Consider the following 13,390-nt stretch of genomic DNA (forward strand, 5'->3'; position numbering starts at 1 on the left):
CCATGAACACCAAGCTCGCCGCCGCCCTGCTCTCCACCATCGCGCTGGCCGCCTGCACCAGCGTGCCGGACCAGTCTTCTGCGCCGGTCACCGTGCAAATTCTGGCAATCAACGATTTCCACGGCAACCTGGAGACCCCGCAAAGCGAGACCTGGTTCATGCAGGACGGCGTGGAACGCCGCGTCAGGCTGGGCGGCGCGGCGCAACTGGCGGCAACGCTTGCAGCTCTTCGGAGCGGGAATTCGGTCACGGTGGCAGCCGGCGATCTGATCGGGGCCAGTCCCCTGATCTCTTCGCTGTTTCTGGACGAGCCGACGATCAAGGCCCTGTCCACAATGGGGCTCGACATCGCATCGGTCGGCAATCACGAGTTCGATCGCGGCACGGACGAGTTGCGGCGGATGCAGGATGGCGGTTGCGATGTGTTCACCTTGCGCGCCCCTTGCGCGGTTGAACCTTTCGTGGGAGCCGAATTCGCCTATCTGGCGGCCAATGTGGTCGATTCAGCGGGCGAAACTTTCCTCCCGGCGACCGAAATCCGCGAGATCGGCGGGGCGCGGATCGGCTTTATCGGGATGACGCTGGAAGGCACAGCCAACCTCGTTTCGGCACAGGCGACCGAGGGACTGCGTTTCCTTGATGAGGCAGAAACCGCCAACCGCCATGCCGCCGAACTGCGCGCGCAAGGGGTGGATACAGTGGTAGTGCTGGTCCACGAAGGCGCAGATGTCGATCCGTATTACAACCTCACCGGCTGCCCGGGCCTGTCCGGGCCGATCGTGGCGATTGCTGAGGCGCTGAATCCGGAGATTTCTCTGGTTGTTTCGGGACATACGCACCAGGCCTACGTTTGTACCGTGCCCACCACGGCAGGGAGCGAAGTGCTACTGACATCGGGTGGACGCTTCGGCGGGTTCGTCACCGATATCGCGCTGACCATCGATCCCGCGACGGACACTGTAGTGTCTGTCACCGGACGCAATGTACCGGTCGATGGCAATGCTGGTAGCGATCCGGCACTGGCGGCGCTGGTCGCGACCTATGCCGAAGCTTCCGGACCGGTGGCGAGCCGTGCGGTCGGCCCGATTGCTCCCGCTAATGGCGAACAGGGCGAGGATTGCGGGGACCGCCCCGCTCAGGGGTTCGTCGCCGACGCCTATCTCCATGCAGCAAATTCGGCACCAGGCGTCGGGGCCGATCTTGCGCTGGTCAATTCGGGCGGGGTGCGGACCAATCTCGACGGGGCGAATGACGGCGTGCTAACCTTCGGCGAATTGTCCGCGATGGCCCCCTTCGGCAACGGCACGATCGTGCTGGAAATGACCGGCGCGGAATTCCGCAACGTGCTGGAACAGCAGTTCTGCGAGGAGAACGGCACTACAACAATATGTGATTCCGTGCTGATCCCCTCCGCCGGATCGCACTATACTGCCGACCCGTCGAAGCCCGCCTTGCAGCGCATCACTTCGGTAACAATCAACGGCCAGCCGCTAGATCCCGACCACATCTATCGCGTTGTTACCAATAGCTTCCTGGTCGGCGGCGGGGATGGCTTTGCGCAGTTCGCCGCTGTGCCGCAGGTGGCCAATGTCGGGTTCGATATCGACGCGCTTGAGGCCTACGTGGCCACGGGCACTGTCAGCGTCCCGGTCTGCGGTCGGGTGCGGAACCTCGCGGCTGCGGATTAGGGAACCTGCACCCTCCTCCGGCTGACGTATGCGCGACGCACGAAGTGGTCGCGCACCGTCAGTAATTGTCCCTTTCCTACACCCACTCTCCCGCTTTACAGTCGCGGCGCCCCTCTGTGACCGGAGGGACAAGGCTCTTTCTCCCCGTCGCTCCTCCTGCCAGATGCACCAGGCCGAAAAACACGGCTTTTGGTGTCTACTTTGTGTAAACTTTCGCGTTTCGGTTCAACCGAACTCAGCGCAGCGGCGGCTCATCGAAGCTGCGCAGCTTGCGGCTGTGGAAGCTGTCGCCTTCCTTGCTCAGCAGCGCCAGCGTTTCGATGCCGATCCGCAGATGCTGGCTGATCGAGCGTTCGTAGAAGGCATTGGCCTGCCCCGGCAGCTTGATTTCGCCGTGCAGCGGCTTGTCTGAAACGCACAGCAGAGTGCCGTAGGGAACGCGGAAACGGTAGCCTTGCGCCGCCACCGTGGCCGATTCCATGTCGATGGCCACAGCCCGGCTCTGGTTGAAGCGCAACGCCGAGCGGGTGTAGTGCAGTTCCCAGTTGCGATCGTCGGTAGTCACCACCGTGCCGGTGCGCAGGCGGCGCTTCAACTGGTCCTCGCTATCGCCGGTAATCGTCAGCGCCGCCTTGAACATCGCGGTCTGAACTTCGGCAATCGGCGGGATCGGGATTTCGGTCGGGATCTCGTTGTCGAGCACGTTGTCGTCGCGCAGGTAGGCATGGGCGAGCACATAGTCGCCGATGGTCTGGCTGGGGCGGAGGCCCCCGCAATGGCCGATCATCAGCCACACTTCGGGGCGCAGCACGGCGATGTGATCGCAGATCGTCTTGGCATTGGAGGGGCCTACGCCGATGTTCACCAGCGTGATCCCGGAATTGTCGGGGCCAACCAGGTGATAGGCGGGCATCTGGTGCTTGCGCCAGGTGCCGTCCGTCACTTGCGCCCGCGCCCCATCCAGATCGTCCCGCTCGATCACCGCGCCGGGTGCCGAAAAACTGGTATACCCGCTATCGGGATCAGCCAGCTGCGCCAGTGAAAAATCAATAAATTCCTCTACATAGCGGATGTAGTTGGTGAACAGTACATAGCGCTGGAAATGCCCCGCCGGAGTGCCGGTGTAATGCCGCAACCGGGCGAGGCTGAAATCGGTGCGCAGAGCATCGAACAAGGAAAGCGGGCGGGTGCCCGAACCATCGCCGCGCCAGGTCCCGTCCACCACCTCATCGCCAATCTTGACCAGGTCCGAAGCGGGAAAATGGCGGGTCAATTCTGCGCTGCGCAGTCCCTTGAGTTCGAGTTCCCCGGCATCGAGCACGTACTGATAGGGGATCTCGTCGCGCGAGCGGCCGACTTCCAGCTCCACCGGGTAATCACGCACGAGGTGCTGCAATTGCTCCTTCAGGTATGGACGGAACAGCGCCGGATCGGCAATCGAACTGCGATAGATGCCCGCCTGGTTGAGCCGCGCGTAAGCGCGGCCGGGATGTTCTTCTCGCTCGTCGTCCGTATAGCGCAGGGTCAATTCGGGGTAGGCGAAAGCACCGCGCTCCCGCTCGCCCGCTCCGGGAGCGACGCGCGTCTCGGCATAATTGCGCAAAGCGGCGACAAGGTTGGCGCGCGAAGCATCGGAAATTGCTTCGAGCTGGTCGAGGATCGTGTCGATTTCGCCGATCGTGGTTGTCACAAATGCTCCGTTGCAAACTGGTTCGTGGGCAGCGGTAGCGCAAAGCTTTCGTCCTGTCAGGACTGCATCGCGCGCCCGGAGACTCACGATCCTAAACCTTTCTTAACCACGATTGCGGCAAGGCGGTGAGGACGCTTTGGAATCAGCCAGGAATGACAGCAATCGCCACCTCGCCAAGCCTGCGAACGTTGCCCGCATCGCTGCGTGGTGATACGCTACCGCTTGCCCTGGTGGCGCTGCTGGTGCTGGCGACGCGCGGCATCTGGTTTGGCGACCCTGTGGCCGATTTCGATGAGCAGCTCTACAGTTTCATCGGTTGGCGGATGGGCCATGGCGAACTGCCCTTCGTCGACTGGTGGGACCGCAAACCGTTCGGCCTGTTCGCGATTTTTGCCGTGGCACATGCGCTGCTGGGGCCGGGGCCGCTGGCCTACCAGATCGTCGCCTCGCTGTTCGCGCTGACGGGTGCCTTCCTTACCTACTTCCTCGCGCGCAGGCTGGTAGGGCGCATTTCCGCCGCCGTTGCTGCTGCGATGCAGACGATGCTGCTGTGCGCCTATGCCAGCTATTCGGGGCAGAGCGAGGCGTTCTTCCTGCCGCTGATGCTGGGCATGGTGGCGCTGCTGGTTGACGCCGATCACCCGCGCTTCGCCACCCACGCGCTGTGGGCCATGCTGCTGGGTGGGCTGGCGCTACAGATCAAATACACGGTGTTGCCGCAATGCGCCTTCTTTGGGCTCTATGCGCTGTGGGTGCTGCACAAGCGGGGCACAGCCCTGCCCCGGCTCGCCAGCCTCGCCGCCGGGTTCGCGGCGCTGGGCCTGTTGCCGACCGCGCTGGTGGCGCTGTTCTACGCTGCTATCGGCGAGTTCGACGCCTTCCTGTTCGCCAACTTCCTCTCCTTCTTCGATCGCCTGCCTGCCCCGCAAGGGCGCTGGGCGCCCGATCATTGGCTGGGCGTTTCGCCGCTGGCAACGCTGGTGCTCGGCGGGATCTACGCCGCCTACCGGATGCGGCGGCCAGAACCCTTTGCGGCATGGCTGTTCTACATTGGCTGGGCGCTCTCAACGCTGGCGAGTGTGCTGCTGCCGGGCACGGTCTATCTCTATTACTATGCCGCGCTTTCCGCCCCGGCGGTGCTGGTGGCACTCCCCTTGCTTGATCACCGCACGCCTATGCGCGGGATTCCGGGACTGGTGCTGGCAACGGGATTTCTCGCCCTGCTCGCGCTCCCCGCACGCTACCAGCATTCGCTGGACGAGCGCGCGGCGGCGGAGCAACTTGCCGCCACGATTGCCCCGCATGTCGGATCCGACAGCGATTGCCTGTGGCTGTGGGACGGCCCGACTGCGCTCTACCGCATGACTGAGAGCTGCGTGCCGACGCGGTTCGTCTATCCCGACCACCTCAACAACGCGCTGGAAACTCCCGCGCTGGGGATCGACCAGACGGTGGAAGTCGTCCGTGTCCTCGCCACCCGGCCGGGCGCAATTGTCACCGCCAGCAGCCCGATGACTTATCAGAATCAAGAAGCGACCGCGCTGGTCGAAGCTGCTTTGGCCGCCGATTACGAGGAAAGCATCTCGGTCGAAATGCACGACCGCACGCTCACCGCTTGGCTGCGGAAGCCCGATTAGCCAGGTCGCGGCGGCGACCCATGTACCACAGGTACAGCCCTGCCCCGATGATGATCGCCGCGCCCAGCAGCGCCCAACCGTCGGGCCAGTTGCCGAAGAACACGATCCCCAGGCTCGCCGCCATCAGCAACTGGCCGTAGGTCATCGGGGCAACGGTACCCGCGCCAGCCTTGGCGGTGCCCATGTAGATCAGCCATTGCGCCAGCGTGGCCGAGAGGCCGATGAAAGCGCAGCGCGCCACCACTGACCAGTGCGGCCAGTGCATGGCGAAGCCCTCGATGCCGGAAAGGTGCCCCACCACTACCGCGCCGCAGAGGAAGATCAGCGCCGTAACGCTCATGTAGTACTGCATGGCAAGCACGCTGGCGCGGCCGTGCACCTTGCGGTTGAGGATCAGCACCGTCGCCATGCCGCTCGCTCCCAGCAAGGGGAACAGCACACCCCAGCCGGCGCTGTCGAAATTGGGCCGCAGGACGATGAACACGCCGACAAATGCTGCCGCGCTGGCGATCCAAGTGCTCGCGCGCGCGCGCTCGCCAAGGAAGATTGCAGCGAGGATCGCGGTGATGACCGGTTGGGTGAAGGCGATGGTGGTCGCTTCGGCCAGCGGCATGATCCACACTGCCAGAAACATGCCGATCGCCGAGAGACTGATGGCCACCCCGCGCAGCCATTGCAGGCCATCCTTCGGCAAGGCAAGCGCGGCCACTCCATCGTGCCGGACCACCAATATCATCAGCAGCAACGTTCCCACCGCATAGCGCGTCACTGCCATCGCTGTGACCGGCCAATCGCCCGCCATGCCCTTGATAATCGCATCACCGATGGACAGCGTGCAGAAGCCGGCGAGAGCGAAGAGCAGCCCTGCCCGGTCCGATTGCTGGTTGTTCGCTGTCCCCGTCACACCCGCGCGGTAGGCACGGTGCGGGAACGAGGCAAGGCATTCGAGCGCGGCGAACTTTACCCGGCGTTAAACAGTCATGCTTAACAAAGCCTTCTGACCGCCCTCAGCGCAGGGCTTCCGGGGGCATGCATGACCAAGCTGATTATCCAGATCCCCTGCCTCAATGAAGCCGGGAGCCTGCCCGCTACGCTGGCCGCGCTCCCGCGCCGGGTGGAGGGCGTGGACGTGGTGGAATACCTCGTCATCGACGATGGTAGCTCCGATGGCACTGCGCAGGTCGCCCGCCAATGGGGCGTGCACCACATTGTTCGCCACCGCCGCAACCGAGGTCTCGCCGCCGCCTTCCGCAGCGGGATCGACCGGGCGCTGGCCGAAGGCGCGGATATCGTCGTCAACACCGATGGCGACGGGCAATACGAAGGCGCCGACATTGCCGCGCTGGTTGCCCCGATCGTGGCAGGCCGCGCAGATATCGTGATCGGGGATCGAGGAGTGGCGGACAATGCTCACTTCTCCGCTCCCAAACGGCTGATGCAGCGAATCGGGTCCGGCGTGGTGCAATCACTCGCGGGCACACAAGTGTCGGACGCGGTGAGCGGCTTCCGCGCCATCAGTCGGGAAGCGGCCCATAAGATCAACATCACCACCGAATTTAGCTACACCACCGACATGCTTATCCAGGCCGGGCGCAAGCGCATGGCGATCGTCACCGTGCCAGTGCGCACCCACGCCGCGGTGCGCCCCAGCCGCTTGTTCAAGTCAATCCCGCGCTTCATCACGCAGACCGGCATCACGATGGTCCGCGCCTTCACCGCGCATAAGCCGCTGCGCGCCTTTGTCGGCACCGGCAGCCTGATCGCGTTTGTCGGCCTGCTGCCGATCCTGCGTTTCCTGTGGTTCTGGGCGCAGGATGACGGGAACGGGCATGTCCAGTCGCTCGTGATCGGAGGGGCACTGCTCGTGCTTGGCACACTGGTGGCGATCATGGGAATGGTTGCCGATCTGGTCGCCGCCAATCGCAAGCTGATCGAAGAGAATATCGCCCGCACCCGTGCGCTGGAGGACGCGGTAGCCCGGTTGAGCGCTGCCACCAAAGCGGAACGCAGCACCGCTCGCGCCCGCAAGGCTGCATGACTGTCGCCAATCCTGCAATTTCCGATCCTGCATCGCGGAAGCTGGGAAACATCAGCCCCGAAACATGGGTGCTGCTGGCGATTTTCGGCGTGGCCGCGCTACAGTTCGCGCAGATATTCACCCGCTCGATCAACTGGGATGAATTCGGCCATTACAACCACATAGTGCAACTTCAATCGGGCCAGCTGGCGCAGGTTCTCCAACGGTTCCACGCTTTCGCCTATGGCTGGGCCACCGCGCTGACCGGCGGGCCGATCGATCACATCATTGCCATAAGGCTTGCCATGTTCGCTTGCGAGTTGGTGGCCGTGACGGCAATCGTGGGAGTAGCATCTCGTTTCACCGACCGATTGCCCGCGCTGCTCTGCGGCCTCGCCTATCTCTCCTTCGGCTATGTTTTCCAGTACGGAACCTCGTTCCGCTACGATCCGCCCCTGGCGGCGGCGCTGATGGGACTGATCTGGTTGCTGCTGCGTTCTGACCTGAACGTGCGGGCAATCGCCGGCGCGGGCCTGCTGATCGCGTTGCTGCCGTTTATCTCGATGAAGGCCGTGCTATACGCTCCTGCGGTTGCAGGTGTCGCTTACTTACGCTGGGCCGAGCACGGTTTCGGCACTCGATATCCGATGCGGCTTACCGTGCTTGGTGCTGTCGCGGCGATCTGGTTCGCAGCCCTGTTCCTGCTCTTTACGCAATGGACCGCAGCCTTCGGCGGCTCCGAAGATACGCTGTCTGCGGAACAAGCTGCCGAGGCGGTGTTCGTCCTGTTCGACAATCCGAACTGGAGCCGGATGCTGAGGGGCGCTCTGACCAATCCTCTGGTCACATTGCTTCTGCTGGCCTTCCCCTTGGTACTGACGAGGACCACGCGTCCGCTGCCGGAGAAGGTCGCCCTGGCCGGCCTTTTCGCCATTATCCTTACGCCTCTCGTCTATATCAACACGGCGCCCTACTACTTTGTGTTCATGCTGGCACCGGTGCTGGCGGCCTGTGGTCCGGTCATGGCGCTGGCCCTGAGCAGGATTTCGGCAGCAATTATCGCGCTGGTCCTGCTGGCAGGCACAGGCATGACGGTCTTGAGCGAAGAGCCGAGCGCGCTTTCCAGGCAACGTGAACTGCACGCGGGGTCGATCGCCACTTTCGGCGAAGAGGTTCGCTATTTCGATTTCCCCGGCTTTCTCGGCACAGCTGGCAAGGCGAATGCCTTCCTCTCCCCGCTGGTGGTTTCGGTCCACAACCGGGAGGGAAGGCTGATGCTGCGACCTGCGATGGAGCAAAATGCCGTACCGCTGGTGATTGCCAACAATTTCATTCTCGAGAACGCGCTGGACGAAAGCGCGGTGCAATATCTTCAGCCGGCAGATGCGGTCGCCCTGCGCGAGAATTACGTGCCGTTCTGGGGGCCACTCTGGATCGCGGGGCGTGACATTCCGGCGGATCGGGCAATCGTCTATCGCAATCTCGTCCCCGGCACCTTTACTGTCCACGGCAATACGATCGTGTTGGATGGCGAGCGCATTCCGGCGGGTGAGACCGTGAAGCTTGAGCGGCAAACCTACCGGCTGGAAGCGCCCGATGGCGCAGCGCGGTTGCTCTGGGGCGATCGGATCGAAGCGCCAGCGGCTGCTCCGCCAGCGCCACCTTACTGGCAGCATTTCTAGACAGTCTGCCTCCACGCGCCGCGCATCGCGCCGAGACCGTAGGTTAGGTCCCCCGCGACCGATGCCAGCCGCAAAACGAGCAGCGCCGCCAGCACATTGGCCGCCGGAAGGCTCGCCCCTGCCAATGCCAGCAGCGCCGCCTCGCGCACGCCAAGCCCGCCGGGCGCCAAAGGCACCAAAAAGCCGATCATCCAGGCCAGCAGGAAAAGCGCCGCGAATTGCGCGGGATTGGTCCCGGCAGGCAGGACAGCCAAGCCGATCAGAGCTGCTGCCGTGGCGAAGGCTGTGAAGGCCACCAACTGGAACAGTAGGGCTGTCGTCAGTGGCCGGGCGATCGCCACGCAGGCCATCACTACGACGACCGCTGCGCTTGCCGCAGCAACCGGCAGGCCCACAAACGTCAGGCACGCCGCCGCTACCGCAAGGCTTGCCACCAGGTGCAATGCGATTTCCAGTCCGTGTGATCGTGCCAATGCAGTATTGGACAGGCCCAAGTCCGCAGCCTCTGCATGGCGGCCCAGATACTGGAACACAGAACCGGGCAGGTATTTCAGCAAGACACTGCGGCCATAGATCGGCACCAGTTGCGCCACTTCCACTTGTCTGCCGGGATCGGCTAGCCTGACCCATGCCCGCGCCAGAAGGAAATTCGCTAAGAGAAACAGGGCGGCAGATGCGATCGTAGTCGCAAACAGCCGCCATGACGCCAGTTGCGCAAGGCTGGTCCAATTGAGCAGCCAAAGGTGCCGAGCGATGAACAACAGGCTGGCCGCCACCAGCACCCCGCCCGCCCAGCGGATCGCCTGCCGCAGACGCTTCTGGCCCGGCGGGGCGGCCTCTTCAGCCATAGAGAATGGTGCTGCTGTCGGGATAGGGCACGCAATAGGACCGCCCGAAATGACGGTGCGAGCGCAGGCCGCAGCCGGCTATGGCGACACGATAGCGGCTCCGGCTCGTATCGTCGAATAGCACGATTCCACCGGGCTTGAGAAACGGCAGGGCGCTTTGCAGGCAGTCGTTCCGCCGCCGCCCGTCGATCACGACGAGATCGAACTGGCCCCCCGCTGTGGCAATGGCATCGATATAGTCGGAACCCTGCAAATCGCGCGGCAGCACCGTGGCGTTGCCTGTTCCGGCTACCAGGGGTTCGATTATCCGGTGCCAATCGCGATCATGCTCGACTGAAATCACTTCAGCGGCGCGGCGAGCCAGCCACACCGTACTCGCACCCGAACCATATTCGAAAACCCGCGAATTCTTGGTTGCGGCAAGAAAATCAGCCACTTCGCGGGTAGCCGTGACATTCCACCACGGCAGGTCCAGTGCGGTCATCCGTCCGACATCGTGGATCGCCAGAAGGGAGGCGCTCCAGCGCTGCCAGCCATACGGATCGGCGGTCCTCCCGGCCTCGAATGGACGGTCGACCAATCCGCTGCGCGCAACCCCCCTTACAACCGCCGAATATGCCTGCTTGACCGGACGCATCGCCACTCCCTTCGCCGGCACGGCTAACAAGATCGCCGTGAACTGGCCAGTCTGCCCGCCGCCTTATCCCGACCGGCAATCCATTCCATTGCCACAACAGCGAAATTTGGTCCGGATTGTGGCCCTTCATCGCTGCACAAGAGGCTCAACCTTAGCGAAATGTTTACCAAACCCGGCGATGTAGCGACTGGCGCATTGCAATGTGGGCGGTGCCACGAGGATACGAGGGAAATCGATGAGCGCTTTCGGAAGAAAGAACGGAACTGGCGGAATGAGCGGTGGCGCACGCCCGAGCTTCGGGGTCGCCAAACCGATGCGCGGTGGTCCGGTCACGCCCTCCTCCGATGCATCCCTTCCCGGAGGCGAACAGTTTCCCCCCATGCCCGCCGAAGGTGCCCCCCTGCATGGCGGCGGAAAGAACTCGGAGGCCTTGAGCCGCCTTGCCGATCGCGCCAATGCCGTTCACGAAACGCAGGAAATCGGAGGGTTCGAAGCCAGCGTTCACAAGATCAAGGAACAGGTGCTGCCGCGCCTGCTCGAACGGGTCGATCCTGAAGCGGCGGCCACGCTGTCCAAGGAAGAGCTCTCCGAAGAATTCCGCCCGATCATCATGGAAGTGCTGGCAGAGCTGAAAGTCACCCTGAACCGACGCGAGCAATTCGCTCTGGAAAAGGTGCTGATCGACGAGTTGCTCGGCTTCGGCCCCCTGGAAGAATTGCTCAACGATCCGGATATCACCGATATCATGGTCAACGGCCCGGACCAGACCTACATCGAAAAGAAGGGCAAGCTGACCATCGCGCCGATCAAGTTCCGCGATGAAAGCCACTTGTTCCAGATCGCCCAGCGCATCGTCAACCAGGTCGGCCGCCGCGTCGACCAGACCACTCCGCTGGCCGACGCCCGCCTCAAGGACGGCAGCCGCGTCAACGTGATCGTGCCCCCGCTCTCGCTGCGCGGCACTGCCATCTCGATTCGTAAGTTCTCCGAGAAGCCGGTCACGCTGGACAACCTGCGCGACTGGGGTTCGATGAGCGACAAGATGTGCACCGCGCTGAAGATCGCCGGGGCCTGCCGCATGAACATCGTCATTTCCGGCGGTACCGGTTCGGGCAAGACGACGATGCTCAACTCACTGTCGAAAATGATCGATCCGGGCGAGCGCGTGCTGACCATCGAAGACGCCGCCGAACTTCGCCTGCAACAGCCGCACTGGCTGCCGCTGGAAACGCGCCCGCCCAACCTCGAAGGCCAGGGCGCAATCACCATCGGCGATCTCGTCAAGAACGCGCTGCGTATGCGGCCTGACCGGATCATCCTCGGCGAAATTCGTGGCGCGGAATGTTTCGATCTGCTCGCCGCGATGAACACCGGCCACGATGGTTCGATGTGTACGCTTCACGCCAACAGCCCGCGCGAGTGTCTCGGCCGTATGGAAAACATGATCCTGATGGGGGACATCAAGATCCCCAAGGAAGCCATCAGCCGACAGATCGCCGAATCGGTCGATCTGATCGTGCAGGTGAAGCGCCTCCGCGACGGTTCGCGCCGGACCACCAACGTCACCGAAGTGATCGGCATGGAAGGCGATGTGATCGTGACGCAGGAATTGTTCGCTTTCGAATACCTCGACGAGGGCGAAGACGGCAAGATCATCGGCGAACACCGCTCGTCCGGTCTGCGTCCCTACACGCTGGAAAAGGCGCGGCAGTTCGGCTTCGATCAGGCCTATCTGGAAGCCTGCCTGTAGGGGTTTACCCCTTCAGCCAGCCAATCGTCCCGAAGGCCAGCAGGGCCAATCCGGCAAAGCTGCTCAATGCAGCAATGTCACGCCACGGCATGATCCCGACTGCATCGATATGCTTGCGCCGCGCCCGGCGGCGTTCGCCCCAGACTGCCAGCCCAGACAGCGCCAGCAAGGCACCACCCGCCATCATGTAACGATCTGCGTCGCTCGCGAGCAGGAGGAAGTGCGGCCAATGCATCGCGGGCGATATGGAAAGCTGCGCGCGGTTCGACAATGGTTGATCGTGCCTTCCATCCGCCTAAGGCAAGCAAGGTGACCGAACCACAGACACACACCGATCGCCCGCTGCTCGCCCTGCTGCTGCGGCTGCTGGGCATTGCCGGGCTGGCGGTGATGGCAGTGCAGATCAAGCTGGCGGCGGAAATCGGCGTACATGTGGCCGAAATCATTTTCTGGCGACAGTTCATCTCCATCCCGATCCTGCTCGTCTGGGCCATGCTGGCGGGAGGGGTGAAGCTGCTCGGCACCCGCAGGCCGAAGGCGCACGGAATGCGGGCGCTCTATGGCTTTGTCGGAATGATCTGCAACTTCGGCGGCGTCATCATGCTGCCACTGGCCGAAGCAACCACGCTGACCTTCGCCGCGCCGATCTTCGCCGTCATCCTCTCGGTTGTGATAATGCGTGAGACGGTGGGCTGGTGGCGCTGGGGTTCGGTGCTGGCGGGCTTTGCCGGGATCGTCGTGATCGCCCAGCCGGGCGGCGGCCACATCCCGCTGTTCGGCGCTGTGGTAGCGCTGTGCGGGGCCTTCATGATCGCGCTGATATCGATCCAGATTCGCGATCTTGGGCGGACCGAAAAGCCGATGGTGATCGTGTTCTGGTTTGCGGTGGTCAGTTCGCTGGTGAGCCTTCCGGTACAATTTTTCGTTTTCCAGCCGCATTCGACGAACGAATGGCTGCTGTTGCTCGGCATCGGCCTGTCGGGCACTTTCGGGCAGGTGTTCATCACGCTGGCGCTACGGTACGGCCAGGTCTCCAGCGTGATCGTGATGGACTACTCGAACATCATCTGGGCCACCTTACTGGGATGGCTGGTGTTTTCCACCTTGCCACCGACGACAACCTGGCTCGGCGCGCCTTTGGTGGTGCTGGCAGGGATCATCATTGCCTGGCGCGAACGCGTCGTGAGCCGGAAGCCGTTTGTCGATCAGCGGCAGGCGACAGGAACCTGATCCCTTGCCGAAGGTTCTACTCCCGACAACCCGCCATCCCCCCGGCGGAGCAAGACAAGGAGCCGGTCATGGCACGTAAAATCATTTTCGCATTCACGGCAGGGGTTCTTGCCCTGTCGGCATCGGCCTGCAACACCGTGAAGGGCGTGGGCCAGGACATCGAATCCGTCGGCGACGCGGGCGATCGCGCTATTTGATTGAGACAAGGATT

Annotated in this window: 11 protein-coding genes and 1 pseudogene; 7 read left to right on the forward strand and 5 right to left on the reverse strand. The window is 63.1% G+C overall.

Annotation, left to right across the window (positions count from 1 at the left end; translation table 11 throughout):
• Positions 1-2: 2 nt before the first annotated feature.
• A complete protein-coding gene (locus JY451_00075; protein ID QZH75080.1) occupies positions 3-1,688 on the forward strand; it encodes a bifunctional metallophosphatase/5'-nucleotidase in 1,686 nt (561 codons plus the stop codon).
• A gap of 235 nt (positions 1,689-1,923) precedes the next feature.
• Here JY451_00075 and JY451_00080 read toward each other — a convergent pair whose 3' ends face one another.
• Entirely contained in the window at positions 1,924-3,378 is a 1,455-nt protein-coding gene (locus JY451_00080) for an AMP nucleosidase (GenBank protein QZH75081.1), read from the reverse strand.
• A 152-nt stretch (positions 3,379-3,530) separates the two neighbouring features.
• Here JY451_00080 and JY451_00085 point away from each other — a divergent pair, with 152 nt between their 5' ends.
• The gene (locus JY451_00085; protein QZH75082.1) at positions 3,531-5,015 is read left to right on the forward strand and encodes a glycosyltransferase family 39 protein; all 1,485 of its coding nucleotides are present in this window, start codon (positions 3,531-3,533) and stop codon (positions 5,013-5,015) included.
• Here JY451_00085 and JY451_00090 read toward each other — a convergent pair.
• Positions 4,987-5,898: pseudogene (locus JY451_00090) on the reverse strand (DMT family transporter). The gene JY451_00085 and the pseudogene JY451_00090 overlap by 29 nt on opposite strands.
• A 150-nt stretch (positions 5,899-6,048) precedes the next feature.
• On the opposite strand from JY451_00090, the gene JY451_00095 reads away from it, so the two are divergent.
• Together JY451_00095 and JY451_00100 are read left to right on the forward strand one after the other, a co-directional pair.
• Positions 6,049-7,053, forward strand: a complete 1,005-nt coding sequence (locus JY451_00095; GenBank protein ID QZH75083.1) for a glycosyltransferase family 2 protein — start codon at positions 6,049-6,051, stop codon at positions 7,051-7,053.
• Positions 7,050-8,714: a hypothetical protein gene (locus JY451_00100; GenBank protein QZH75084.1), complete on the forward strand. Its 1,665-nt coding sequence runs from the start codon at positions 7,050-7,052 to the stop codon at positions 8,712-8,714. Before JY451_00095 ends, JY451_00100 begins: the two co-directional genes overlap by 4 nt.
• On the opposite strand, the gene JY451_00105 is transcribed toward JY451_00100, so the two are convergent.
• Both JY451_00105 and JY451_00110 read right to left on the reverse strand, forming a co-directional pair.
• Complete coding sequence (locus JY451_00105) at positions 8,711-9,562, reverse strand: hypothetical protein (GenBank protein ID QZH75085.1); 852 nt, start codon at positions 9,560-9,562, stop codon at positions 8,711-8,713. The two genes, JY451_00100 and JY451_00105, sit on opposite strands and share 4 nt — an antisense overlap.
• Positions 9,555-10,142, reverse strand: a complete 588-nt coding sequence (locus JY451_00110; GenBank protein ID QZH75086.1) for a class I SAM-dependent methyltransferase — start codon at positions 10,140-10,142, stop codon at positions 9,555-9,557. The genes JY451_00105 and JY451_00110 overlap by 8 nt, the downstream gene beginning before the upstream one ends.
• Positions 10,143-10,434: 292 nt before the next feature.
• On the opposite strand from JY451_00110, the gene JY451_00115 reads away from it, so the two are divergent.
• Entirely contained in the window at positions 10,435-11,949 is a 1,515-nt protein-coding gene (locus tag JY451_00115) for a CpaF family protein (GenBank protein ID QZH75087.1), read from the forward strand.
• 4 nt (positions 11,950-11,953) lie between these two features.
• On the opposite strand, the gene JY451_00120 is transcribed toward JY451_00115, so the two are convergent.
• Entirely contained in the window at positions 11,954-12,184 is a 231-nt protein-coding gene (locus tag JY451_00120) for a hypothetical protein (protein ID QZH75088.1), read from the reverse strand.
• A 74-nt stretch (positions 12,185-12,258) separates the two neighbouring features.
• On the opposite strand from JY451_00120, the gene JY451_00125 reads away from it, so the two are divergent.
• Entirely contained in the window at positions 12,259-13,179 is a 921-nt protein-coding gene (locus tag JY451_00125) for a DMT family transporter (GenBank protein ID QZH75089.1), read from the forward strand.
• A 68-nt stretch (positions 13,180-13,247) separates the two neighbouring features.
• A complete protein-coding gene (locus JY451_00130) occupies positions 13,248-13,376 on the forward strand; it encodes an entericidin A/B family lipoprotein (GenBank protein QZH75090.1) in 129 nt (42 codons plus the stop codon).
• Positions 13,377-13,390 lie beyond the last annotated feature (14 nt).

Source organism: Erythrobacter sp. (assembly GCA_019739335.1).
Taxonomy (GTDB): Bacteria; Pseudomonadota; Alphaproteobacteria; order Sphingomonadales; family Sphingomonadaceae; genus Alteraurantiacibacter.

Excerpts from the sequence above, each read along its gene's own strand:
- JY451_00075 (QZH75080.1), top strand. The coding sequence starts at position 3 with ATGAACACCAAGCTCGCCGCCGCCCTGCTCTCCACCATCGCGCTGGCC.
- JY451_00085 (QZH75082.1), top strand. The coding sequence starts at position 3,531 with ATGACAGCAATCGCCACCTCGCCAAGCCTGCGAACGTTGCCCGCATCG.
- JY451_00095 (QZH75083.1), top strand. The coding sequence starts at position 6,049 with ATGACCAAGCTGATTATCCAGATCCCCTGCCTCAATGAAGCCGGGAGC.
- JY451_00100 (QZH75084.1), top strand. The coding sequence starts at position 7,050 with ATGACTGTCGCCAATCCTGCAATTTCCGATCCTGCATCGCGGAAGCTG.
- JY451_00105 (QZH75085.1), bottom strand. The coding sequence starts at position 9,562 with ATGGCTGAAGAGGCCGCCCCGCCGGGCCAGAAGCGTCTGCGGCAGGCG.
- JY451_00115 (QZH75087.1), top strand. The coding sequence starts at position 10,435 with ATGAGCGCTTTCGGAAGAAAGAACGGAACTGGCGGAATGAGCGGTGGC.
- JY451_00120 (QZH75088.1), bottom strand. The coding sequence starts at position 12,184 with ATGCATTGGCCGCACTTCCTCCTGCTCGCGAGCGACGCAGATCGTTAC.
- JY451_00130 (QZH75090.1), top strand. The coding sequence starts at position 13,248 with ATGGCACGTAAAATCATTTTCGCATTCACGGCAGGGGTTCTTGCCCTG.